Source organism: Wolbachia endosymbiont (group B) of Eucosma cana (genome assembly GCF_947250645.1).
Taxonomy (GTDB): domain Bacteria; phylum Pseudomonadota; class Alphaproteobacteria; order Rickettsiales; family Anaplasmataceae; genus Wolbachia.
This window is the reverse complement of the sequence record NZ_OX366334.1, coordinates 1,368,964-1,393,736: the sequence shown is the minus strand read 5'-3', so window position 1 is coordinate 1,393,736 and position 24,773 is coordinate 1,368,964. Positions and strand designations below refer to the sequence as shown.

Here is a 24,773-nt window from a genome sequence, read left to right as displayed (position 1 = left end):
TCAATGTCATTCCAGCGCTTGACACTGGAATCCAGAAATTTAATTGTAGATAGCACACTGAACTGGTGAGCATAGTTGCTTTACGCTAAAAAGAATGTCTTTGACTAGATTGTATGAAAAGCTGGATCCCAGTGTCAAGAACTGGGATGACATCATTCTTGTAACACTAATTGATATAATTCAACTACAATTTCAAATTTTTAACAAAATTTTCAGGAGGCACATATGAATTTTAACATTTTTCAAAGAAAGAAAAGCAGTGAATACTCTGCTTTGCAACTAATGATGGAACCAAGTTGGAGTAGGCGCGATTATGCAAGTTTTGCTGAGGAAGGCTACATAAAAAATGTCATTGCCTTTCGAGCAATTAATATGATCGCAAGTGCTGCATCTTCGGTACCTTTTATTCTCTGCCAGCTTACTGACCAGGGAAAATCACAACTAAAAGCACATCCGTTACTGAAGTTACTTTATTCTCCTAATCCAATGACATCAAAATCAGAATTTATTGAGGGGATTGTAACTTATCGGTTAGTTAACGGCAATTCTTATATATTGATGATTGAGCTGCAGAACAAACCAACAGAGCTTTATCTTCTGCGCCCTGATAGAGTTGAAATTGTTCCGGGGAGAAGTAACGTTCCTTATGCCTATCGTTATACCGTAAATAACAACAGTTATGACTTTAAAGTTGATAAATTGACTGGGCGTTCAACAGTACTGCATCTTAAAACCTTTAACCCTTTGAATGATTGGTATGGACTTTCACCAATTGAGGCAGCTGCATATAGTATAGATCAGCATAATCAGGCTGGTGCTTGGAATCAGGCAATGCTGCAAAATGGAGCAAGACCAAGTGGTGCAATAGTTGTGAAATCAGAAAAGGATGGAAGCGTTGGAAACTTAAGTCAAGAGCAGTACCAACGCTTAAAAGCGCAGATAAATGATCATTATTCAGGTCCTGTCAACGCTGGAAGACCAATATTACTTGAAGGAGGTTTAGAGTGGAAGGAAATGAGCTTATCACCGAGGGATATGGATTTTATTGAGTCAAAACATAGCTCAGCTCGTGATATTGCGCTAGCTTTTGGCGTTCCGCCGCAGTTGCTTGGCATACCAGGTGATAACACTTACAGTAATTTAGTTGAAGCACGTCTTTCCCTTTGGGAACAGACAGTCTTACCAACGCTAGAAAATATTATCTGTCACCTGAATTCTTGGCTAGTGCCCAAGTTTGGCAAAGATTTATGTTTGTCATATGATAAAGACGCGATAGAAATTCTAATGGAGAAAAGACAAAAGATGTGGAAATACGTGCAAAACGCAAGCTTCATGACGCTCAATGAAAAAAGAGAAGCTTTTGGCTTGCAACCGTTACCCGGTGGTGATAAATTGGGTTGATATTATTTTTTTGCATATTAAATTAACTACAATGAAATTGTGGGGTAAATTATGAATGAAAGGGAACAAAGAGAATTGGATGAACTATTAATGAATTCTTCTAAAGGAGAGAATATACAGCAGATTACGGAGTTGATAGAAGCTGGAGCAAATATTAATGCAGTAACAACTGTGCAAAAGGAGACTCCTTTACATATTGCAGTTACGTATGGTCATAAGGAAGTAGCAGAGTTGCTATAATGCACCCATTTGTCTAGACCATTTTTTTCAAAGTGATCCGATTTTTAAAATGAATATGTTGATAAATACGTCGACACACATTTAAAGTATTTATCAATATATTCATTTACTGTTTATGATAATAAAGATCAGCAGGAACTTTATAATGTAGAGTCTGATGTCGCCTTCTATAGTTATACCAAGCAACAAAATCATTTATTATAAGATTTAAATCTCTGATACTATTTGGTCTATAATAATATATAGCTTCTTGCTTTAAAGTTCTCCATAAGCGCTCAACAAATATATTGTCGAAGCAACGTCCTTTATGGTCCATACTGATTTTAATATTAGCACGCTCTAATTCCATAATAAAGTTGTAGCTAGTAAACTGCACCCCCTGATCACTATTAAAAATCTCAGGTTTACCTTGTTTTAGAGCTTCTTTGAGAGTATAAAGGCAAAATCCAGCATCGAGATATGGTGATAATGAATGAGCAATAATATAGCGACTATACAAGTCCATTATTGCCACAAAATAGATAAACTTACCTTCTACCATAATATATGTTATATCAGTAGCCCATACCTGATTAACTCTACAAATAATCAAATCTTTGAGTAAATAAGGATATATTTTATGCTTTTTTTCTTTAATACTTGTATTACATCTTTTTCTACAATACAGCCCACTAATCTTCATTTTTTTCATAATTCTTAAGATTTTTTTGTGATTGACTACTACTCCACTCGCTATGATTTCAGCAGTAATTTTACGATATCCATAACGGCAATCAGAAGCCAAATATACTTCTTGAATCAAATTTGCTACTTCACTTTCGTTATTAATTATAGGCCTATAATATAGGCTAGATCTGCAAATCCCCAATAAATCAGCCTGTTTCCTAATTGACAGATCAGAATCTTTTTCTATAAACCTTACTCTATCTTTTTTGCTTATTTCAGTAATTTTTTTTTCAAATAGCTATTTTCCACTGTCAATTCTCCTATTACTTTATGTAAACTTTCTATTTCTTGCGCTAAGATTCTTTGTTTTCTCGCACTTTCACTTTCTTCAACAAATAGGTCTTTTAACCTTGCCAATACTCTATCACGCCAATCATATAGATTTGTTGATGGTATTTTATATTCACTACATATCTCAGCTGTGCTTTTTTGATTTTTTATTGCTTCCAAAGCTATCTTTGCTTTTAACTCTGGTTCATATTTTTTTGTTGCCATACTTTTACCCCTTTACCTTCCTACTCGGATCAACCATTTTTTTTTGGTCTAGTTTATGGGGTGCATTATAGCTGTTTCAACAAACGATTCTAGCGGCTTTAGTGTCTGCACCACCTGGACAAAGGTGAATAATAAGTTTTATTTACTCGATGTATACCGTGCGAAGCTTGAGTATCCAAAACTTAAAGAACAAGTTCTATCATTAGCTGCAAGGTGGAAGCCACACGCAATTTTAATCGAAGCAAAAACAAGCGGTCAACAATTGATTCAAGAGCTAAAGACAATACCTGTTATTGAGATAGTGCCGCATAACAGTAAAATCGCTCGATTCCACCAGATTGTTCCGATAATAGAATCCGGCAAGGTTTTTCTGCCGCATCAAGCAATATGGCTCAGCGATTTTGAGTATGAAATTTTAATGTTCCCAGAAACCCGCCACGACGATCAAGTAGACAGCACTGTGCAATACCTTCAGTGGATGAGAGATAGTAGCTTCAGGGTTGCAGCTATACGAACATTGTGATTCAAGAGGCAATAATTTGCTACCCACAATTTCGATTATAAGCTCATTTAAAATAAATATTGATTTCTTATTTTAATTATTTAAAAATTAAAATAAATTATTTAAGATTAGGGTAAAAATTATGACAATAAATTATCAGCAGTGGCGGGAAGTATTAAGTACGGTTAATAGTGATAATAAATTAGATAAAAGGAACGTAATTGAAAAAGTAAAAGGAGAGCTAAAGGCAAGCAATGAAGAGGTATTTAAACAGTGGGAAGAGAGTAATTTTTATGTAAATTATAAATTTGAAGTTGGAGATAATGAATTCACATTATTACATTTAACTGCTAAGTTAGGCTATACGAGCTTGACAAAGGCTTTAATAGTAACAAAAGGGATAGATGTTAATATAAAAGATAAGAATAAAAAGACACCTTTACATTTAGCTGCTGAAAATGATTATAAAGAGGTAGTAGATGCTCTGTTGGAAAAAGATGAAATCAGGATTAATGAACAAGAAGATAAGGAGGGATGGACACCTTTACATTTAGCTCTTATGAATGGCCATGCAGACGTGGTAGAATCTCTCGTAAGAAACGGTGCGAATGTTAATATAAAAGATGACTATAGAGTGACACCTTCATCTTTGGCTATTCAAAGAGATTATGTATTTACTCCGCCAAAAAAACGTGAAGGCTCCTATGTTAATGTGAAAAATCATGCTAGAACTGCTTCTAGGAATTTAACTAAAGAGGAAAAACAACGCACATCAGCAATTGCGAAAGGTTTTTTTGCCGGTAGTGCAACTGCATTATCAGGTGTTTTAATAGCGAAAGCACTTTCTGCAACTGGAATAGTTACAGTTGAGTCAAAACCCTCTACACCAATAGCAGTGGCTAAAACTGCAGCTATAGCGCTAGTAGTTGGCAGTGCTGTATATGCATTGTCAAAACCTGATACTCAAGTTGATAAACCAGTCTTAACAAATGGACAGCAAGAAGCTGCTAGCGCTGGTAGGTTTGCCTAGCGCGTATTCGACCTACCAGTGTCAAACACTGATCATAGGGAATGACATTAAAGGGACACTGGAATAACGTAGGAGAGAGCGCTGACAACTTTCGTTTAGGCAAGATTATACCTTGAAAAAATTAAGCTTTAGTGCTATTAAATAGTTGTAAATTTTGTCTCTTTGGTAGCTTTATGAATGTTGAAAGTAAGAAAATACATGATACTAAAATAAAATTACCAATATTTCTCGATTATCAATCTACTACTAAAGTAGATCCTCGTGTTTTGGAGGTGATGATACCTTATTTTGGTGAGTTTAGTAATGCACACTCTCGTAGCCATTCATTTGGTTGGAAAGCTGAGGAAGCAGTAGAAAAAGCAAGGAAGCACATTGCTGATTTAGTGAATGCAGACAGCAAAGAAATCGTCTTTACCTCGGGTGCAACTGAATCAAATAACATGGCTATCAAGGGTGTTGCTCATTTTTATAAGAATAAGGGGAATCATATAATAACTGTCTGCACGGAGCATAAGTGCGTTTTAGATTCTTGTCGACATCTAGAAAATGAAGGCTTTAAAGTTACATATTTGTCCGTTAAGCAAAACGGAATTATAGATTTGTTGAAACTTGAGGAGGCAATCACTGATAAAACAATTCTGATTTCAGTGATGATGGCAAATAATGAAATCGGAGTAATGCAACCTGTCAAAGAAATTGGTGCAATATGTAGAAAGCATAATATATTTTTTCATACAGACGCTGCCCAAAGCTTTGGAAAAGTTCCAATAGACGTAAATGAAATGAACATTGATCTTATGAGCCTTTCTAGCCATAAAATTTATGGACCTATGGGAATAGGTGCATTATATGTCCGTAGAAAAAATCCTCGTGTTAGATTGACGCCACTAATTAGTGGTGGTGGACAGGAGAGAGGCATGCGCTCTGGAACAGTTCCCACTCCCCTTGCAGTTGGTTTTGGTGAAGCGGCACGTATTGCTAAAGAAGAAATGGGAGCAGAAGCAAGTAAATTAGAAGAACTGAGAGATATTTTGTACAACAAAATAAAAGAAGCATTTCCTGATGTTGTTTTAAATGGTGACTATGAAAATAGGATTCCTGGTAACCTCAACTTAAGTTTTCCTTATGTTGAGGGTGAGTCTCTTATCATGGCAATCAAGGATTTAGCAGTAAGCTCTGGTTCTGCATGCACATCTGCATCCCTTGAGCCTTCTTATGTCATAAGATCACTAAACAATGGCCACGATCTTGAGCATTCATCAATTAGATTTGGCCTTGGCCGATTTACAACTAAAGATGAAGTTCTATATGCAGCAGATCTTGTTACTAAAAATGTTGGACGGCTAAGAGAAATGAGCCCACTTTTGGAAATGGTACAAGAGGGAATAGATTTAAGCACCGTAAAATGGGATTCTCATTGAAGAATAAGACGTTAACCATTAGCAGAGTGATGGTTGTCTAAGCTCTTTCTATGGGTGAAATCGGAAACTTAGCTTTAAGTCCTTTATAGATGCCACGGAACTAAGTAGCAATCCTATACATATTAAGCTCGCAGCAGTTGTGCTTCCGCCATAGGATAGAAATGGAAGTGGGTCACCTATTATAGGTAAAAGGCCTATTGTCATTCCAATGTTTATAAAGAAATGAGCACCAAAAAAGGCGAAAACCCCGATAGATATTAACTTAGAAAAATAATTTTTTGACCTGTAAGCGATAGAGAATATTATAGCGAGGAATGTGGTATAGAGTAAAATCAAAGTCATGCTGCCTAAGAACCCCCATTCCTCACTAAGTACCGCAAAAGCAAAATCTGTGCGTTTCTCTGGCAAAAATCCAAGTTGAGTTTGACTCCCATTAACAAATCCCTTACCAAACAAACCTCCTGAACCAATAGCTATTTGAGATTGCTGTGCATTATAACCTATTCCAAGTGGATCTACTGATGAATCCAAAAATGATAATATCCTTTGCTTGTGATAAGGGCGCAAAAAAGGCCAAATAGCTGGTATTGCGAAAATGCCAAGAGTTCCAAAAATTATTAAATGAGATCTTTCCATTATTGCTGTGAATATAATTGATGCTCCTATAAACAATATTATTACAGCTGTTCCTAAATTAGGTTGCTTCAATACAAGGAATACAGGTAAGAAAATAATTATAAGTGGCTTAAATAAGCTTTGAAATTTCATCATTTTATACACACTTTGTTTATTAAAATAACAAGCAAGTGCAAGTATTAAGCCCACTTTTACAAATTCTGATGGTTGTAAACTAATTGACCCAATTCTTATCCATCTTGTTGCACCCATTATATGCGAGCCAAAAAAATTTACTGCTAACAGCGCAATTACTGCTACTATGTAAAAAAAATAAGCGTGCTTCAAATAAAAATCTAGCTCTATAAATGACATAGCTATAGCAAGCAAAAAGAAGAAAGAGAATATGACCAATTGGTGAATTGCAAATGGAGCCCACTTTCCTCCAGCAGAAGAATATTGCACAACAATGCCAACGCAAAACAGAGCTATTACGTTAATGACTAATAATAAGTGAATCTTCTTCAGCTTATCCACAGCAAAAACTTTACAGACTTTGAGATACAATAAAACATAAGAAAATCAAAAAACAAATTTATTAATTACCAACCGAATTGGACTACTATATATCCCAGTTATTACCGTTAAAATTGCCATAAATAATAGACAAAAGAGCATAAGCAATGGTACCTCATTAAGTGTCATTCCAGCGTTTGATGCTGTACTGTTTTCAAAATATATTTTCTCAACCATTCTCCACATATATATTAGTGCAAGAAAAGAGCCAGCAGCAAAAACTGCAAGGGAAATCCATGCATGAGATTCGATAATTGCTTTCATCATATACCACTTACTTACAAAGCCATTTGTCAAAGGTACACCGATTAATGCGAAACTAAGTAGAGTAAATGCAAGTGTTGTATAGGGCATTGACTTTTTTAGTCCTGATAAATTTTCTATTTTTGTCATACCAAACTTATAAGAAATACACCCTGCAGTCATGAATAAAGACGTTTTTATCATGCTATGATTTACTATGTGAAGAACTGCTGAAAACAAACCTGCTTTTGAATTTAAGCCCAGCATTAAAATTATATAGCCAATCTGACTGATACTGGAGTGAGCAAACAGTCTTTTTATATCTTTTTCGATCATTGCAGATATTGATCCAAATACAACAGCACAAAGCGCAAGGATGATCATCACGGTGCTTAGTGGTAAGAAAAATTTTTGCTGAAAAACAGTGTAAAAGATTCTGATAAAAACATATATCATCACTTTGGTTACTGTACCTGAAAAAAATATGCTAATGAAGCTAGGTGCTTCACTATATGCGTTAACCAGCCATCTGCTGAGTGGAAACAGTGCCATTTTGATTGAGAGACCAACAAAAATGAATAATGTACCAAGTCTTATGATGTTATTATCGTATAATGGTACTATTCTTTCAGCCATGTCAGACATGTTGAGCGTTCCGGTCATAGAGTATAAAAGGCCGATGCCAAACAAGTAAAATGTTGCTCCTAGAGTACCACTAATGAGGTATTCAAATGCTGCAACTAAAGCTTTCTTATCCCTTCCCATTGAAACTAAAACATAAGAAGAAAGAGATGAAATTTCTAAAAAGACATAAAGGTTGAATATATCGTTTGTTACTAAAATTCCGAGTAATCCACTTAGGCACAGTAGAAATAGAGAGTAAAAACCAGAGATTTTGTTTTTGCTAATCTCTTTTTCATTAATATGAAAGCTATAAAGCACACTAATCAGCGCTATAAAATTCACCAAAGTTAGAATCAAGGAGTTCAATATGTCAATTCTCAACTCTATTCCGTATGGAGGAGCCCAATCTCCAAGATAATAAGTTATAATTTCACCATTGTATGTTTTCACTAGCAACATTAATGAAATAAAGAAAGTAGCTGCCGTTGTAAAAAAAGAGATAAACCAGGACACCCTATGTTTCCTGGTAAGAAAGCAGAACATCGATGCAATTATTGGTATAATAACTTGTAGAATTGGTAATTGCATTAAACTGTTGTTAATACATCGTTAAAGTATTAGTATATATAATACTTTTTGTTTTAACACCTTTATGTTGTCTAAAATTTATAATGCAGTAACGAGCCTATTGCGGAGAGAAGGTGAACTTATAGGAAGGGACGAAAACGGAAATTCTTACTATGAATCAAGTAAAGGAAAAAGATGGGTAATATATGACAATGTTTCTGAGCCTACAACAATTCCTCCAGCATGGCATATATGGCTGCATTATACTGATAATGCAGTACCAGTGAATAATAACAAAAGAAAAATTCCTAATTTAACAGGTACAAAAGATGCATACTACCCAAACCAAAAGGTGAAAAATTACTATGAAAGCTGGAATCCTAATAACTAAAGATGCGAAGGTCAAATATACTTGAAATAACTGCTGGTTCATTTGTATTAATTTTTACTGTTTTTCTTATCTTCTTCGCTATTGATAAATTATCTTACATAAAGAAAAACTATAAGGATTGTTATAAAATACATGGCCTTTTTACTGATGCTAACGGTGTAGGAGTTGGTGATAGTGTCAAGATCTCTGGTGTGGAAGTCGGAAGCATAACTGGTGTATCACTCGACAAAGCTACCTACATAGCACGAATCGACATGTGTATAAGTAGGGATATAAAACTCCCAGTTGATAGCTCAGCCCTAATCACTAGCAGTGGAGTTGTTGGTAGTAAATTTGTTAATATATCACCTGGCGCAGATCCCAAATTAATTTCACACGGTGGTAAGATAGCACACACTCAAGCTGAAGCAAATATGGGCGGAATAATGGATAAAATTATTGGCATGTTTACAAAGTGAGAATAAGAACACATAAGCCAACTTGGCCTATGTACAATTAAGGGATTTTTCTATCAATAGCTTGAAGTTGTTCAGCGTTTGAATTATCAAGATTTCTGCTAGGTTTTACATTCCTAATAATCTCAACAAATGCTTGTACTTTCAGTATAGGAGTGTTTTTTCTTACGTCACTTAGATCTATCAAGTCAATTAGAGATATTTGTGATTTTTTTCTAAAATCCTCTTTATGAACGTCAAAAAAATTTCTGATATCAGTAAACGTCATATCTTTGAAGCTATATTGATAATGTTCTGACAAAGGATCAAGTAGTAGCTTATTATTATGTAGAAATATTTTTCTTCTTATGTCATCGGCTTTGTTGATTAAAATGTCAGCATATTTTGAATACCGTTCTTTTAAAATCTCTTTTAATTCCTTATTTAAATCTCTACCAATAAATTTGTTTCTTATATATTCGCTTTCTTCCCACATTTTAACTAGCACATTAATGTTACTTTCTCTCAGAAAGGTATATAGCACACTATTCTCTTTCTTGAGCTTTGACACTTCTTTGTTAAATTTTGAAAACCACCTTGGTAAATTCTGCAAGAAATTGTTATTTCTTCCTCTCCAGAACCTCACTAACTCATCCATAAATTGAATATTTCGCTGATTGATAAACAACCCAGCAGCTTTTAGTTTTGTAATGTGAACTATCATCAATTTTATATCTGCACTAATACCAAATTAATGAACCAAATAAGAAGCATTGCAGAGTTGTTTAACCGTGGAAGGGGAAAGAGAGGTAATAAATTTACACAAAGCACATTCAAGCAGAACAATTGTATCGTAGATTTTATTGCGTAAAATGTTCTGTTTTATATATAACCAAAACCTCTCAACAGGATTGAGGTCAGGTGAGTATGGTGGTAGGTATATAATTTCGATATTTTTAGGTACCTTTAAATTTTTTCCAACTAGCGCAATCCATCACGAGAAAAGCCTTTCTTATTCCTAAATATTGCGACATCTGTTCAAGGAATATATTTATACAATCAGTGTTGACGTTTGGTGCAAATAAGCTAAAATTCTCTCCATTTCTGGGATTAACTGCACTATAGAGATAAAAATTTTCCCTACCTAATTTTACCTTAACCTGTGTCCTACTGCCTTTTTTAAACCACCCATGTCCAATTTTTGAATGTGTACCAAACCGTGATTCATCGAAGAAAAATAGCTCTTTTTCAGAATGCATGACAATAGTTTCATTGAGGTTTTTTTTAAAACTCCTCTTGCTTGTTTTTATCTTGTCCACTATGTTGGTGTGATATATGAGAATTTCATTTTTTGCATATTACGATGTATTGCGGATTTGCTGATATTCAAACCAAATCTTTCTTGGATTCTTATTCTCATTTCTCTAATAGTAATATTGGGGTTTTCCTCGGCGTTGAGGTGGAGCAAATAATTTTTCTTCTCTTCCAAATTTTATGTGCTTTATCCATGTAGTAATTGCCTTTCTCGAAATGCAACATATTTTTGCTACAGCTGTTATACTGTGCTTTTTTCCTGCAATTACAGCATTTAGTTTTTTTGCAACATACGCATTATTTCTTACTCTCTTCAGCATCTCTTTTGCTGATTTTACCACTTTTTCATCCAATAATTTTGATCTTAATGCCATCTAAACCTCGCTATTTTACTTACTTCAGTATGGCTTTTTTTCCATTATTGTCTATTCGTTGCTTGTATAGCGGGAATTGGTATAAGATGACTACTTCTTAAATCATAACTACTTAAAGGAGTATCTCCTTCTCTATTAACTAAATTAATATTTGCCCCTGCTTTAAGTAAAAGTTTTATTACTTCTTTATCGTCTTCACCGCCGCCCATACCACCAACGCAATGAAGTGGAGTATTTCCCTCATCATCTGCTAAGTTAACAGCAGCTCCCTTTTTAAGCAGCTCCTCTAACAAATAACTATGTCCTCCTTCTGCTGCAATATGTAAAGGAGTCTGCATCTTATATGTTAAAAACAAGTCTTTATAAAATATTATAAAATAGTGATATAAAGACACATAGAGAAGAGGAACCGTCCTACATCTTGGTCATAAGGACCGTCCATCAGCAAGGTTCTCTTCTTTTATGTTTTGTACTGAAAGTTCCGAACAACTGGTTGAGCTTTTAGGCTCGTATATAAGGGTGGAAAATGCAGTATACATTATTTTTATGGAGGAATTATGTTATCAAATATAGTTGCTGGAATTGATGTTAGCAAAACTAAACTAGATGTTGATGTCCATCCACTTGGGCATCATAAAGTATTTGAAAATAACGTACAAGCTATTGATCAAATACTCGACTTTTTACGTTTGCATAATGTAACCAAAGTTGGACTTGAAGCAACTGGTGGGTACGAAAAATTATGTGCTTATACTTTACTAAGCCATGGTTTCAAAGTATATGTCATTCAGCCTAGATGGGTTAGAGACTACGCAAAAAGCCTTGGTATTGCTACTAAAACTGATAAAATAGACTGTAGCATTATCTCACGTTATATTAGTAATACAGATATGCGTGTTACTCCTTTAAAAGTTAGTAACAATAATATTGACTGCTTGAAGCAAAAATTATCTCGCAGAAATCAACTAGTAGAAATAGCAAAAATACAAAAAACTCAAGCTCATCAGATAACTGATGTATCTATCATAAAACAAATAGAAGAGTTGCTTGTCATTTTACAAAATCAAATTCAAATTTTAGAAGATGAAATGATGGTATTGGTTGATCAAAGTCAAGAACTTAAAAAAAAATACATATCAATAACTAGTATTCCAGGCGCAGGTAAAACCTTAGCTATTACTATGATTTGTTATCTACCCGAGCTTGGAACTCTCCAACATAAAGAAATATCCAGCCTTTCCGGAGTTGCACCTTTTAATCGAGATAGTGGTTTTAGTAAGGGAAAAAGGTGTATTCAGGGTGGTAGGTTACAAGTTAGAACAGTTTTGCATATGTGTATTCTTAGCGCACGGGAGTGGAATTCTTACATAAAACTTTTTTTGATAGATTATATAACCAATATAAAAAGCCATATAAAGTTGCTTCTACCGCTGCTATGAGAAAGCTACTTTTACTTGCTAACTCTTTGGTAAGAGATGGCAGAACGTTCACTGAGGAATATAATCCAAAGTCTACTTCTATTTAGTACTAGTAAGTTAGTGTAGCTGTGGGTAAGTACGCCCACACAAACTATAAGTACATACTGTAATTGCTATTGAATGATGGAGAGACATACTCCATTATTTTAGCACGAAGTAACAAATTCAATGAATTAGTTCTTCAAGAATAATTTAAACTTTTACAGTAGGAGTAGTCTCATGAAACATTATAGCGGGTTAGATGTCTCACTCAAAGAAACTTTTATTAGTATCATTGATGAGAAAGGAAAAATTGTTAAAGAAGGGGTTGTTGCAAGTGAAAGCAGTGCAATAGCTGAGTTTCTGCTTGGTCAAAACAAAAAATACGAGTCCATAGGAATAGAAAGCGGGCAATTATCAATATCGATGTGCAAAGAGTTGAGGAATCTTGGATTACCAGTAACTTGTGTAGATGCAAGGCATATGGCAGCAGCATTATCTGCGAGAATCAATAAGAATGATAAAAATGATGCAAGAGGCATAGCACAAATGATGAGAGTTGGGCTATTTAAGGAGGTATTAGTAAAATCAGACGAAGCTTGTCAGGTTAAAATAATACTTGGAAGCAGAAGACAATTAATACGTTGCAGAGAGCAAATTGCGGGAACAATAAGGGGATTACTGAAAATATACGGGATAAAAGTTAATCAACGTCTTAGTTCTGCAAACTTTGCTTTAAAAGTGCAAGAAATGGTTAATAATCTAGATGAAATTAGCCAAACCTCAATTGAATCATTAGTACATAGTTTAGAAATAATAGAAGAATCAACAAGAAAACTTGATAAAATGCTCTCAGAACAAAGCAAAAAAGATGAGGATTGTAAATTATTAACTACTGTTCCAGGAGTTGGTATTATAGTAGCAATGACATATAAAGCTGCAATAGATGATCTGCATAGGTTTGAAACATCTTATACAGTTGGAGCCTATATGGGATTAAGTCCAAGACAGTACGCTTCTGGTGAGATTGATCGACACGGAAGTATATCAAAAATGGGACCAGTGGACTGTAGGAATATGTTATATGAAGCCGCGCAGGTCTTACTGGTAAAATGTAAAAGGACATTTAAATTAAGAAGCTGGGGATTGAAGCTTAAAAAGAAAAAGGGCATGAAAAAAGCAATTGTTGCAGTAGCAAGAAAATTAGCCGTGATTATGCACAAGATGCTAATCGATAGAAAAGAGTTTTGCTATCAATAAACACTAAAGAAGTATAAAACGATAATTTTACTGAAAGTAAAGATAGCAATGCCGATGGAAGGGATAAGCAAGAGGATAAGTTGAAGCATAGACTTCGTGGCGTACATGTTGCCGTCCACTTCCGCCTAACAAGTATAGTGCGGCTTGGCTACAATATAAATTAGCCATATTAGACCGCGGAGAGAACAATGGAAGCATGCTACTTTTAACTTATGTAAAATCATTAAGACTATAGAGGAAAAGAATGATACCTTAGTTTTTATAAGCTTAATGAATATGTGGATAAATACTTTAAGTTTGTGTGGACGTATTTATCCACATATTCATTGGCTACATAGTTTAAAAGAGATTAATTGGAAATTAGTGTTGATGTTTTTATTGCCAATAAAACCTCTTTTGATTGAATAAGATAATACAATAATAAATAAAAGGTTGTATTAGAGCTGAATTTTACATCAAAAAATATTTTTCATGATACAAAAAATTATTGTTGACTTTTATGCAATTAGAGAACTTATCCTACCAGATTGTTCCGCAGCTTCAATTGCCTGTAATTTCGCTCTACTTAGGTTAATGTTTTTTACTACTGTACGTTCTGTTGAAATAAATTGAATGCAGGTTACTCCCATTTCAGTTGCTTGTCTTACTATGTTGCTTAAGGCGCCGCTTTTTACCAGAGCACAATACAAATATAGATTTTTTTCATGTTGTTGTTGTTTAGTGCGTTCTTTTATTATAATTTTTGTCGATTTACTTGATATATTCACTACTTCTCCTAACCATTCTCCATCCTTTCCATTAAAAAGATAGATGTTATCATGCTTCTTAAGCCGCATTACATTGTAAATATAGTGACTTTGTCGTGGATGAAGCGCCAAACTTACATTTTGTGATAAAGCTTCTTCAACATAAAGCCTAATTTTTTTCATTCAAAACTTTAGTTATTTGCATTCTGTTTGAGTGACTCTTACGGGATTTGAACCCGTGTTACCACCGTGAAAGGGTGGTGTCCTAACCACTAGACGAAAGAGTCGACTTGGATCTAACTGAGTTATATCGATTATACGTATAAAGTCAATTCAATTATTTTGAATCACACAGTTAGAGTGATATATCAGTGATTTTATATCGACAGCCTCCTATTACCCCATGTTCAATGCTTACTGAACCTATCTCAGATTTAGGAGCTTTAGATCCTAATTCTAATTTTTGTTCAACTTTTGTATCTGAATCATAGCCAGAATCGTATCCAGAATCTCTACGCTCAAAATTTTGCCTTATTTCTTTTACGTTAAAGCCAGCCTTGGTCTTGATTTGCTGACTCGCTGGCTTATTAGCACTTTGCTCATTTAGTTTTACTTGCAAATTATTCACTTTATCCTGCACTAATCCATGATAAGTCCCAGAATTATCTTTTATATGTTTTGCTTGTCTTTCTGATCTCTTTTTCGATAAATCTACCTTAGCATAAATAGGCTCTGGTTGCTCTTTATGATTTAAGCTAGTGGGCTTTTTTTGCTCTGAGAAATCATCTACATCTTCATAAATAGGTTCTCCTGATATACTAGAACAACCACTATCTTTCAATGATAAATTTTCAGTAGATCTTTTATGCAAATCATATACTTCAGCATAAATGGATTCTTCCGATACGCTCAACTCTTCTAATGAGTTACTAACCTTAGCGTCATATACCTCATCATAAATGGGCTCTTTTAAAAGTAAAATATCATCGTGCTCAAAAATTCTAGGAGGTTTTTTAGGTGAGTTGGCCTTAAATTTTAGCTCTACTTCCTCTTTAAGCTTGTCACAACTTTCCGTTTGTTTCAAAATCTCCAATATTTCTTTTCTATAATGCACCCCATAAACTAGACCAAAAAAAAATGGTTGATCCGAGTAGGAAGGTAAAGGGGTAAAAGTATGGCAACAAAAAAATATGAACCAGAGTTAAAAGCAAAGATAGCTTTGGAAGCAATAAAAAATCAAAAAAGCACAGCTGAGATATGTAGTGAATATAAAATACCATCAACAAATCTATATGATTGGCGTGATAGAGTATTGGCAAGGTTAAAAGACCTATTTGTTGAAGAAAGTGAAAGTGCGAGAAAACAAAGAATCTTAGCGCAAGAAATAGAAAGTTTACATAAAGTAATAGGAGAATTGACAGTGGAAAATAGCTATTTGAAAAAAAAATTACTGAAATAAGCAAAAAAGATAGAGTAAGGTTTATAGAAAAAGATTCTGATCTGTCAATTAGGAAACAGGCTGATTTATTGGGGATTTGCAGATCTAGCCTATATTATAGGCCTATAATTAATAACGAAAGTGAAGTAGCAAATTTGATTCAAGAAGTATATTTGGCTTCTGATTGCCGTTATGGATATCGTAAAATTACTGCTGAAATCATAGCGAGTGGAGTAGTAGTCAATCACAAAAAAATCTTAAGAATTATGAAAAAAATGAAGATTAGTGGGCTGTATTGTAGAAAAAGATGTAATACAAGTATTAAAGAAAAAAAGCATAAAATATATCCTTATTTACTCAAAGATTTGATTATTTGTAGAGTTAATCAGGTATGGGCTACTGATATAACATATATTATGGTAGAAGGTAAGTTTATCTATTTTGTGGCAATAATGGACTTGTATAGTCGCTATATTATTGCTCATTCATTATCACCATATCTCGATGCTGGATTTTGCCTTTATACTCTCAAAGAAGCTCTAAAACAAGGTAAACCTGAGATTTTTAATAGTGATCAGGGGGTGCAGTTTACTAGCTACAACTTTATTATGGAATTAGAGCGTGCTAATATTAAAATCAGTATGGACCATAAAGGACGTTGCTTCGACAATATATTTGTTGAGCGCTTATGGAGAACTTTAAAGCAAGAAGCTATATATTATTATAGACCAAATAGTATCAGAGATTTAAATCTTATAATAAATGATTTTGTTGCTTGGTATAACTATAGAAGGCGACATCAGACTCTACATTATAAAGTTCCTGCTGATCTTTATTATCATAAACAGTAAATGAATATATTGATAAATACTTTAAATGTGTGTCGACGTATTTATCAACATATTCATTTTAAAAATCGGATCACTTTGAAAAAAATGGTCTAGACAAATGGGTGCATTATAGTCCTTATCTCCGTACTGCATAGCTTCTGATGCTCTTTTGTATTGAAGGATTACATTTCCTATACTATTATTTATTTCACTAATATTTGCTCCAGCACTAATAAGTAACGTCATTACATTATGATCAAGATTTGTTACTGCATACTCTAAAGCTCGATTTAAAGTTTGATCATTATTCAAGTCAAATGACCCCTTGTTCCTAAAAGGATTAATTCTAGAAAAGAGTTTTTCAAAGCTGTTTACTATATTATGAAGACTTAAAGCTAGCCTCACGCCTCTTATATTGCTATTTCTAGCGGATTTAATTAAAAAACTATCTACTATACCCATGATTGTACCCCTCTATACAAAAGCTCACCATTGTGGTACAATTTTAAACTATAACGATTTATTTTATATTAATAACCGCTTTTCACACCCACTTAACAAGAGGCGGCATCGACATCATAATTGCATCGGGGTTACCATTAGTCATTAAACCAAACCTTGTACCACGATCATAAAGAAGATTGAACTCCACATATCTGCCACGTTTTATCAATTGTTCTTCTCGTTGTTCTTTTGTCCAAGATTTTTGCATATGTTTGTGTATGATGTGTAAGTAAATTTCTAAAAATGCTTCACCTACTGCTTTTGTGAACTCAAAATCATTTTTCCAGTTGCCAGAAGTTAGATTGTCATAAAAAATTCCACCAATACCACGTGGCTCTTTTCTATGTTGTAAAAAAAAGTAATCATCACATTGCTTTTTAAATTTCGGATAATATTCGATGTTGAACTCATCGCAAGTTGCTTTAATTGATTCGTGAATATACTTGCAATCTCCCTCATCTTTATAAATTGGAGTAAAGTCCATTCCTCCACCAAACCATTGTTTTGAGGTATATATCAGCCTTGTGTTCATATGTGCTGCAGGGATAAGGGGAGATTGCATGTGAGACACTAAAGATATACCGCTTGCCCAAAACTCTCCATTGCTTTCACTTGCACCAGGAATTTCATTAATGGCTGAGTCTGCAAGCTTTCCGTATACTCTTGAAACGTTTACTCCAACTTTTTCAAAAATATTACCAAAGATAATTGTAGATTCACCACTTCCTCCACCTGGTCGGTTCCACTTTCTTTTTTCGATTTTTGGTTCTGTGAATGACTGCACCTCAATTGATAAGAAAGATTCGGTGATCTTGTTTCTCAGTGCGCAGAACCATTTAAATGCTTGTATTTTTTGTTCTTCCATAATGCCTTCTGTTGGCTATTAATATTATTGTACTCTATATTTACAGGACTTAATTAGATTGGGATAGTAACTACCCATCAAGGATGTTAATAAATCTATAATAATTAAATCAATATAGTAGAATATTTTTATATGTGCAAGGATGCCAAGCAATAATAATGAGTAAAAGATACATAGATAACAAAAAAGAGAACAGAGTTGACTTCATACTAAGAAATTATGGGATGTCAATTATTGTGATGGCAGTCATTATGTTCTTACCTCCAATAGCAATATCAGTACTCTATTTTTCTAATGTATATAGTCAGAATGTTAATATAGAGATTAATTTATTAACTAGCACTCTAATGATTCTCTTTGTGATATATAATATAAAACGTTACAAGTATCTACTTAATATCATAGAGTTTCAAAATGCAATATTTGCAAATGCGCTAAATCATAATACAGAGTTTTGTCTCATTTTACATAAAGATGAGGGTATTATTTATGCTGATGCTAGATTCTACGAAAGGTTTAAAGATCACATAAACGATGATGTTACGCTAGATAAAATTCTTGAAGCAGGAGATGTTTCAGAAAAAGACAGAAAATCACTCTATCATGCGTTAAGAAATAACACTTCTGTACAAGTATGCATTTCCTTAAGCAAGAAGAGTAGAGTATCTAATTTTCTTTTGCTCTCTGAACCAATACCGGATAATCCACAAATTGCTATAAATAGTAATAAGACTTTAAATTTGTCATTAGCACCAATAGCAAGACCGAATGGGTATTTTGTACTGAAGGCAACACAGGTAAACAAAGAGCAGGTATATGAAGAGTTGATAGAGAAACACAATATAGCAACTTACGTTGCAAATACAAAAGGAGGTATCTTATCTGTAAATAAAAGATTTTTAGACATGTTTGAACTAAAAAAATTGGAAAAAGGTAGCTCAATCAATGATTTTATATCTCAATCTAAGTATGACGATACAATAACCAAAAATGAAATTATGTTTTTTACTATAAGCGGTGCTCCATTTAAGGCTTATATGAGTACTGCTATATTTTGTGATAAATACAATCATAGCTATATACATGGCTTTATAACACCAACTGAATCAAATATTGTTGATTATCAACTACACCCTTGTTTTACAAATTCGTCAATTGCTATTGCACAATGCGACATAAATGGCAATTTTATAAAGAAAAATACAGCATTAATAAAACTTGCGGGGCCAAATAATGATTCTATCTTTGCATTGATGTTAGATAGTTATCATACGAAAGTACGTGAATATTTTTCGAGCAATAGGATAAATAATGCGTCTTTTGACGTGCAGCTCAATGGTGGTAATAATATGAAAATATATTTCAATAAGTTCCTTCATAATAAAGTGATGTTCATACTTTGTTATTTTATTGATAATACTGAACGTAAGAAACTAGAGATAAAACTTGAGCATTATCAAAAGGTGCAAGCTATAGGGCAGTTAGCGGGTGGAATTGCACATGATTTTAACAATATATTAACCGGGATAATAGGATTTTGTGATTTGCTTTTACTCCAACACTCAGCTAGTGATCCATCTTTTGGAGATATAATACAGATACAGCAAAATGCAAAACGTGGGTCAAATTTAGTAAGACAACTGCTTGCTTTTTCAAGAAGACAAACCTTGCAGCCAAAGATTATTAATGTAAATGGTACTATAGCTAATCTTTATGAAATGATTAAAAGATTAATAGGTGAAAATATAAAATTTAATATTTATTATGGTAGCGATTTGGGTGCTGTTAGGGCTGATCAAGGGCAATTAGAGCAAGTTATGCTTAACTTAGCAGTTAATGCTGGCGCTGCTATGGAAAAGGGGGGAGAGTTAACTATACGAACCTTTAATCAAAAGATTAATTCATTAAACTCTACACCTCAGGATATGTTTTCTCCAGATAAGGAAATGATTGAACATGGGAATTATGTTGTGATTGAAGTAATTGATACTGGGTGTGGAATGACAAGTGATACAGTTGAAAAGGCATTTGACCCATTTTTTTCCACCAAAGATATTACTTCTGGTACAGGTCTTGGCCTCTCTACTGTATATGGCATTATTAAACAAACTGAAGGATACATCTATGTTGCTAGCAAAGTAAATCATGGAACTAAATTTAGCATATTTTTGCCCATAGTTTACATATCGGATGAAAATGATAAAGAGGAAGATAGTGAAGAAATAGAGAAACCGGTAGAAATTGAAGGTAATGGTATAATTCTATTAATTGAAGATGAAGATTCAGTAAGGAAGTTTACTGCTAAGGCGCTTACAAGAAAAGGTTTGAATGTAATAGAAGCGAGTATAGGCAGCGAGGCACTAGAGATCATTAGAAAAAAAAATCAACACATAGATCTAATAATCACTGACGTAATCATGCCAGAGGTGAGTGGCCCAGAAATAGTTAAAGAAGCATTGATCCATAGGCCAAATATCAAAGTTATTTTTATTTCTGGATATGCAGAAGATGCTTTTTTGAAGAGTGATGAAATCAATATAGAAGACTTTCACTTTTTACCAAAACCATTTACTCTGAATGAGTTAGGAAATAAGGTTCACAATGTGTTGTGCAAGACAAAAAAAGGCAGTCCACTTTGAATGTGATTGGCAACAAAAAAAATTCTAATGCAAAAATTTCTTGCATATATACAATAGGATTATTTTATACATAAAATAAAAGGCGTGAGCAAGATAATTGCAATAGTAAATCAAAAGGGTGGAGTTGGTAAAACCACAACTAGTATAAATTTATCGACAGCCTTTGCTGCTGTGGGGAAAAGTACTTTATTGGTAGATCTTGATCCTCAAGGAAATGCTAGCACAGGATTCGGGATTTCTTATCGTAGTAGGGAAGAAAAAAATATATACAAAATACTGCTGAGCAGAGGAAGTGAGTTGGTGGAATCGGCAATTTTCAATATAAAGGAAATTCCAAATTTAGCACTAATTTCATCAGTAGTTGACTTATCAGCTGCAGAAATTGAGCTATCACAACTTGAGCGGGGAAAATTCGTACTAAAAGATACGCTAGAGAAAGTACGTAATTATGAGTACATAATTATCGACTGTCCTCCATCGCTTGGTCTGCTTACTATCAATGCGCTGACCGCTGCTAACTCTATTATTGTTCCTCTTCAGTGTGAATTTTTCGCTCTGGAAGGATTGAGCCATTTAGTTAAGACTGTAGAGCTGATAAAAAGAAATAACCTAAATCCTTTCTTAGTAATAGAAGGAATATTGCTCACAATGTATGACAGGCGCAACAAGCTTAGCGAACAGATTAAAAATGATATTTGCCAATATTTAAATGATAAGGTGTATAAAACGATTATTCCATTATATGAGACTATTATTCCACGTAATGTGCGGTTATCAGAAGCACCTTCTCATGGGAAACCTGCTATTGTATATGATCTTAAGTGTCCTGGTGCACAAGCATATATAAGTTTGGCAAAAGAAATTTTAAAGAAACACATGAGCATCTTTAAAGAGAAAAAGCTGGTAAGTGAGGGTGCAGCGTGAAGGACAATAGGCGCTTAGGTAGAGGTCTTGCTGGCCTCATAGGCGATAATTATGATAATAAAGAAGATCGGTTACCTATTTCATTATTACACCCGAGCAAATTTCAGCCGAGAAAATATTTTGATGAGGAGTCATTAAAAGAACTTGCAGGTTCGATAGAGAGAAATGGTATCATACAACCTATTGTGGTGCGCAAAGATCCAAATAATGACGGTTATGAAATAGTAGTAGGGGAACGTCGTTGGCGAGCAAGTAAGGTCATAAATCTTGATAGTGTGCCGGTTATCATAAAAAATTTAAATGACAAGGAATGCTTGGAAGTATCGATAATTGAAAACATACAGAGGCAAGATATTAATCCAATAGAAGAAGGTGAAGCGTATAGTAGACTAATAGATGAATTCTCCTATACACATGAAGAATTAGCCTTAATTTTAGGCAAAAGCCGCAGTCACATAACCAATATGATTCGAATATTATCACTTCCTGATGGAGTAAAAACAATGATCAACGAGAAAAAATTGTCTATGGGCCATTCAAGAGCGCTGGTTAATGTTAAAAATGCGGAAAGTATTGCAAAAAGAATAGTTTCTCAGGGCCTGAGCGTTAGGCGAACTGAAAAATTGATAAAAGACTTACAACAAAATAATGATCAAAAAGAGTATAAATGTACTACAAATCAAGATATGGCAGTACTAGAAGGAGCTATATCTTCTCAGCTTGGGTTAAAGATCAAAATTAATGACAGTAATTCTAAGGGTAAAGTCATGATACGTTATAACAACTCAAATGAATTGGATTTTATATTGAAAATTTTGAATAGAAAACTTGAATCAGCTATTAATGTCGAAAGTAGCTCATAGAAATTTCTTGACAAACCTTCCCACTTGCCTTGTAATGGAAGTGAAATGGTGGAGTTTGTTAAGTAAGTTATTTCGTTTCTACTTCAATAAAAATTTGCACGCAATAGCACGGAAGCATACGCTGCTACTCCTTCATTTCTTCCAATAGAACCCAATTTTTCTGCAGTGGTTGCTTTTACATTTACAAATTCACCATCAATTTCTAATATTTTTGATATGAATTCCTTCATTCCTGCTTTGTAAGGCGATATTTTAGGCTCTTCACAAACTATAGTAATATCTAAATTAGACACGCTATATCCTTTTTCCTGTGCTTTTTTAGCAGCAAAGTCAAGAAAATGAGATGAATTGTAATCCTTCCATTTGGGGGAATTAGGAGGAAAATGTTCTCCTATATCGCCACATCCTAGTGCTCCGAGTATTGCATCAACGATTGCATGTATTGCAACATCACCATCGGAATGTGCCTCTATTGCCATATTATGCTCAATTTCCACACCGCAAATTTTTATAAAGCTCTTAGCATCATTTTGAATTTTAACAAATTTATGTATATCATAACCGGTTCCGACACGGAATTTTGGCTCTCCAAAGAGAAGTTTTGCCATATTGATATCCTCTTTTGTAGTTAACTTAAAATTCTTTTTCTCACCTTCAATAATCGCAACATGTTTTTTATGCTCCACCATTAGTGATGAATCATCAGTAAATTCTTTGACTGATTGATGGCATGATAATAATTCTCCAAAATTAAAAATTTGAGGAGTTTGTATGGCTCTAAACTTTTCCCTTAAAATCGTAGTTTCAACAAAATTATTACTTACCAACGATATAGTATCTTCGACTTCTATTGCTGGAATTACCCCTGTATATTGACCATTAATCATAGATTCTATCAAGTCATCTATTAGAACATTTGACACAAAAGGCCTGCAGGCATCGTGTATAATGACAAAATCTGGATTGATCTTTTGCAAATTCTCCAGTCCGAGTTTAACTGAACTCTGCCTACTCTCTCTTCCGTATATTGGACTTAGTAATTTAGCATCTGTAATTGATGATATTGTTTCCTTATAGAAGTTCTCGTGACTTTTATTTATTACCACTCCTATATAACTTATGTACTGATTAGCTAAGAATTTTCTCATTGTGTGAAATAAAACAGATTTACCTGCCAGTTTTATGTATTGTTTAGGGGTTTTGGCACTGCATCTAATTCCTACTCCTGCTGCAACTATTAATACTGCTATCTTGTATTTCTCAAGTCTATTAGTTATCATTTTCAGCATTAGTAAATAGTAATAGGTTATTTAGCATTTTAAAAAAGTTGATTTGATTCTCAAAAAAGAATATTCTTTTACTAGGTATAATATATGCTAGAAGAAAATAATGCACGTTGCTAAGTATAATAAAGAAAATGAGATACATCTTATATTTTTTCATGGGATAGGTGATAATCATAAAAATGCTACCAGATATATACAAGGTGAATTTACATACCCCCACAGATCTAATTTTCACACTCATGCGCATAAATATTCAACTACGTTTCAAAATTATATAACCTACGCAACAGCAAGCTTCATGCTTCTAGGAGTATCCATACTATTACCAATTTTAATATTACTTATTAATCCAATGACGTCTAAGATAGCAAGTTTAGCCATCTTAGCAGCTTTGACTTGCACCTTTTTATCTGTATCACTACTTATGATTCCATTTATAAATAAGAATCAAAGCTTGTCTCAGCCTTCAATAAAAGAAATTAGTAAATTAATTGACAATGGTGTGAAGCCTGAAAACATTATACTTTTCGGCCATTCTTTTGGAGGAGCAGTTGCATCAGAAGTGCTGAAATATTTTGCAGACAAAAACATTAAACTTGGAGGTATTATTTTTACTAGCACTTTTAGCTCTTTTCATAACGCAATAAAGCATTTTCCAATTCCTCAAGCAAAAATTTTAAGTGTACTGCCCTCATGCTTATTGAAAAAGATGCTTAAGGTCCTAAATTTAGATTTTGATATAGTAAGCAATATACAAAAGCTACAAAATGATAATATACCAATAGTAGTCATTAATCATGAAAGAGACACCTTAATACCATATCCTGTACAATTGGCAAAGGCAGTAGATGATCTATTGTTAAATAGAAATTCGATTAAGATCGTTAATCTGAGAGGCTTTACAGATAACCCGAATAACGGAGTTTTATCTAGTTGGCAATTGAGTGAAAATTTGGCTGATCTCATGCCTAATAAAATAATGAATAGATAGTACTTACAAAAAACTGT

General features: G+C 33.8%; 22 protein-coding genes, 1 tRNA gene and 3 pseudogenes. 14 read left to right on the top strand and 12 right to left on the bottom strand.

Going from position 1 to position 24,773, the window contains the following annotated elements:
* The first annotated feature begins 225 nt into the window (after window positions 1-225).
* Both OOK99_RS06900 and OOK99_RS06895 read left to right on the top strand, forming a co-directional pair.
* Window positions 226-1,401 (top strand): phage portal protein, encoded by a 1,176-nt coding sequence (locus OOK99_RS06900; protein WP_264719807.1) that lies wholly within the window; start codon window positions 226-228, stop codon window positions 1,399-1,401.
* Between the two features lie 51 nt (window positions 1,402-1,452).
* Entirely contained in the window at window positions 1,453-1,641 is a 189-nt protein-coding gene (locus OOK99_RS06895) for an ankyrin repeat domain-containing protein (protein ID WP_264719806.1), read from the top strand.
* A gap of 106 nt (window positions 1,642-1,747) precedes the next feature.
* Here OOK99_RS06895 and OOK99_RS06890 read toward each other — a convergent pair.
* Window positions 1,748-2,862 (bottom strand): IS3-like element ISWpi17 family transposase gene (locus tag OOK99_RS06890; RefSeq protein WP_214303219.1). Its coding sequence is split into 2 segments (ribosomal slippage): window positions 1,748-2,589 and window positions 2,589-2,862, totalling 1,116 coding nucleotides; the frame shifts between segments, so codons are not numbered across the junction.
* Between the two features lie 70 nt (window positions 2,863-2,932).
* On the opposite strand from OOK99_RS06890, the pseudogene terL reads away from it, so the two are divergent.
* From terL to OOK99_RS06875, 3 genes and pseudogenes are all read left to right on the top strand, one after another.
* A pseudogene (gene terL, locus OOK99_RS06885) lies at window positions 2,933-3,385 on the top strand (phage terminase large subunit); the annotation flags it as partial.
* A gap of 121 nt (window positions 3,386-3,506) precedes the next feature.
* A complete protein-coding gene (locus OOK99_RS06880) occupies window positions 3,507-4,394 on the top strand; it encodes an ankyrin repeat domain-containing protein (protein WP_264719804.1) in 888 nt (295 codons plus the stop codon).
* A 173-nt stretch (window positions 4,395-4,567) separates the two neighbouring features.
* Window positions 4,568-5,815: an IscS subfamily cysteine desulfurase gene (locus OOK99_RS06875; RefSeq protein WP_264719803.1), complete on the top strand. Its 1,248-nt coding sequence runs from the start codon at window positions 4,568-4,570 to the stop codon at window positions 5,813-5,815.
* A 48-nt stretch (window positions 5,816-5,863) separates the two neighbouring features.
* On the opposite strand, the gene rodA is transcribed toward OOK99_RS06875, so the two are convergent.
* Together rodA and OOK99_RS06865 are read right to left on the bottom strand one after the other, a co-directional pair.
* Window positions 5,864-6,967 (bottom strand): rod shape-determining protein RodA, encoded by a 1,104-nt coding sequence (gene rodA / locus OOK99_RS06870; RefSeq protein ID WP_264376667.1) that lies wholly within the window; start codon window positions 6,965-6,967, stop codon window positions 5,864-5,866.
* 45 nt (window positions 6,968-7,012) lie between these two features.
* A complete protein-coding gene (locus tag OOK99_RS06865) occupies window positions 7,013-8,461 on the bottom strand; it encodes a proton-conducting transporter transmembrane domain-containing protein (protein ID WP_319803430.1) in 1,449 nt (482 codons plus the stop codon).
* Window positions 8,462-8,525: 64 nt separating this feature from the next.
* On the opposite strand from OOK99_RS06865, the gene OOK99_RS06860 reads away from it, so the two are divergent.
* A complete protein-coding gene (locus OOK99_RS06860; protein WP_010404196.1) occupies window positions 8,526-8,831 on the top strand; it encodes an NADH-ubiquinone oxidoreductase subunit NDUFA12 family protein in 306 nt (101 codons plus the stop codon).
* 2 nt (window positions 8,832-8,833) lie between these two features.
* A complete protein-coding gene (mlaD, locus tag OOK99_RS06855) occupies window positions 8,834-9,289 on the top strand; it encodes an outer membrane lipid asymmetry maintenance protein MlaD (protein WP_010404199.1) in 456 nt (151 codons plus the stop codon).
* A gap of 37 nt (window positions 9,290-9,326) precedes the next feature.
* Here the strand turns inward: mlaD and OOK99_RS06850 are convergent, their stop codons facing one another.
* The 3 genes and pseudogenes from OOK99_RS06850 to OOK99_RS06840 form a co-directional block, all read right to left on the bottom strand.
* Window positions 9,327-9,989: a hypothetical protein gene (locus OOK99_RS06850; RefSeq protein WP_264336515.1), complete on the bottom strand. Its 663-nt coding sequence runs from the start codon at window positions 9,987-9,989 to the stop codon at window positions 9,327-9,329.
* 27 nt (window positions 9,990-10,016) lie between these two features.
* Window positions 10,017-10,953 (bottom strand): annotated as a pseudogene (locus tag OOK99_RS06845) (IS630 family transposase).
* Window positions 10,954-10,997: 44 nt separating this feature from the next.
* Window positions 10,998-11,291, bottom strand: a complete 294-nt coding sequence (locus OOK99_RS06840) for an ankyrin repeat domain-containing protein (protein ID WP_264336516.1) — start codon at window positions 11,289-11,291, stop codon at window positions 10,998-11,000.
* 219 nt (window positions 11,292-11,510) lie between these two features.
* Here OOK99_RS06840 and OOK99_RS06835 point away from each other — a divergent pair, with 219 nt between their 5' ends.
* Together OOK99_RS06835 and OOK99_RS06830 are read left to right on the top strand one after the other, a co-directional pair.
* Window positions 11,511-12,392 carry an IS110 family transposase gene (locus tag OOK99_RS06835; protein ID WP_264719801.1) on the top strand — a complete coding sequence of 294 codons (882 nt, stop codon included), beginning with the start codon at window positions 11,511-11,513 and terminating at the stop codon, window positions 12,390-12,392.
* 258 nt (window positions 12,393-12,650) lie between these two features.
* A complete protein-coding gene (locus tag OOK99_RS06830; protein WP_114517104.1) occupies window positions 12,651-13,670 on the top strand; it encodes an IS110 family RNA-guided transposase in 1,020 nt (339 codons plus the stop codon).
* Window positions 13,671-14,182: 512 nt separating this feature from the next.
* Here the strand turns inward: OOK99_RS06830 and OOK99_RS06825 are convergent.
* The 3 genes and pseudogenes from OOK99_RS06825 to OOK99_RS06815 form a co-directional block, all read right to left on the bottom strand.
* Window positions 14,183-14,599: pseudogene (locus OOK99_RS06825) on the bottom strand (RsmE family RNA methyltransferase); the annotation flags it as partial.
* Window positions 14,600-14,631: 32 nt separating this feature from the next.
* Window positions 14,632-14,703: transfer RNA gene (locus OOK99_RS06820), tRNA-Glu, on the bottom strand.
* Between the two features lie 68 nt (window positions 14,704-14,771).
* Window positions 14,772-15,500 carry an ankryin gene (locus tag OOK99_RS06815; protein WP_264719799.1) on the bottom strand — a complete coding sequence of 243 codons (729 nt, stop codon included), beginning with the start codon at window positions 15,498-15,500 and terminating at the stop codon, window positions 14,772-14,774.
* Between the two features lie 90 nt (window positions 15,501-15,590).
* Between OOK99_RS06815 and OOK99_RS06810 the strand changes: the two genes are divergently transcribed.
* Window positions 15,591-16,705 (top strand): IS3-like element ISWpi17 family transposase gene (locus OOK99_RS06810; RefSeq protein ID WP_214303219.1). Its coding sequence is split into 2 segments (ribosomal slippage): window positions 15,591-15,864 and window positions 15,864-16,705, totalling 1,116 coding nucleotides; the frame shifts between segments, so codons are not numbered across the junction.
* A 21-nt stretch (window positions 16,706-16,726) separates the two neighbouring features.
* Here OOK99_RS06810 and OOK99_RS06805 read toward each other — a convergent pair.
* Both OOK99_RS06805 and hemF read right to left on the bottom strand, forming a co-directional pair.
* Window positions 16,727-17,146: a hypothetical protein gene (locus tag OOK99_RS06805; protein WP_264719798.1), complete on the bottom strand. Its 420-nt coding sequence runs from the start codon at window positions 17,144-17,146 to the stop codon at window positions 16,727-16,729.
* A gap of 82 nt (window positions 17,147-17,228) precedes the next feature.
* The gene (gene hemF, locus OOK99_RS06800; protein WP_264336410.1) at window positions 17,229-18,053 is read right to left on the bottom strand and encodes an oxygen-dependent coproporphyrinogen oxidase; all 825 of its coding nucleotides are present in this window, start codon (window positions 18,051-18,053) and stop codon (window positions 17,229-17,231) included.
* Between the two features lie 158 nt (window positions 18,054-18,211).
* Here hemF and OOK99_RS06795 point away from each other — a divergent pair, with 158 nt between their 5' ends.
* The 3 genes from OOK99_RS06795 to OOK99_RS06785 all read left to right on the top strand — a co-directional run bounded on the left by OOK99_RS06795 (window position 18,212) and on the right by OOK99_RS06785 (window position 22,479).
* Window positions 18,212-20,692: a response regulator gene (locus OOK99_RS06795; RefSeq protein WP_264719797.1), complete on the top strand. Its 2,481-nt coding sequence runs from the start codon at window positions 18,212-18,214 to the stop codon at window positions 20,690-20,692.
* 84 nt (window positions 20,693-20,776) lie between these two features.
* Complete coding sequence (locus OOK99_RS06790) at window positions 20,777-21,616, top strand: ParA family protein (RefSeq protein WP_264336408.1); 840 nt, start codon at window positions 20,777-20,779, stop codon at window positions 21,614-21,616.
* Window positions 21,613-22,479 carry a ParB/RepB/Spo0J family partition protein gene (locus OOK99_RS06785; RefSeq protein ID WP_264719796.1) on the top strand — a complete coding sequence of 289 codons (867 nt, stop codon included), beginning with the start codon at window positions 21,613-21,615 and terminating at the stop codon, window positions 22,477-22,479. Before OOK99_RS06790 ends, OOK99_RS06785 begins: the two co-directional genes overlap by 4 nt.
* Before the next feature lie 83 nt (window positions 22,480-22,562).
* Here OOK99_RS06785 and ispD read toward each other — a convergent pair whose 3' ends face one another.
* A complete protein-coding gene (ispD, locus tag OOK99_RS06780) occupies window positions 22,563-23,768 on the bottom strand; it encodes a 2-C-methyl-D-erythritol 4-phosphate cytidylyltransferase (protein ID WP_264719795.1) in 1,206 nt (401 codons plus the stop codon).
* 100 nt (window positions 23,769-23,868) lie between these two features.
* Between ispD and OOK99_RS07195 the strand changes: the two genes are divergently transcribed.
* Complete coding sequence (locus OOK99_RS07195) at window positions 23,869-24,756, top strand: alpha/beta hydrolase family protein (RefSeq protein WP_458694688.1); 888 nt, start codon at window positions 23,869-23,871, stop codon at window positions 24,754-24,756.
* The last annotated feature ends 17 nt before the right edge of the window (window positions 24,757-24,773 follow it).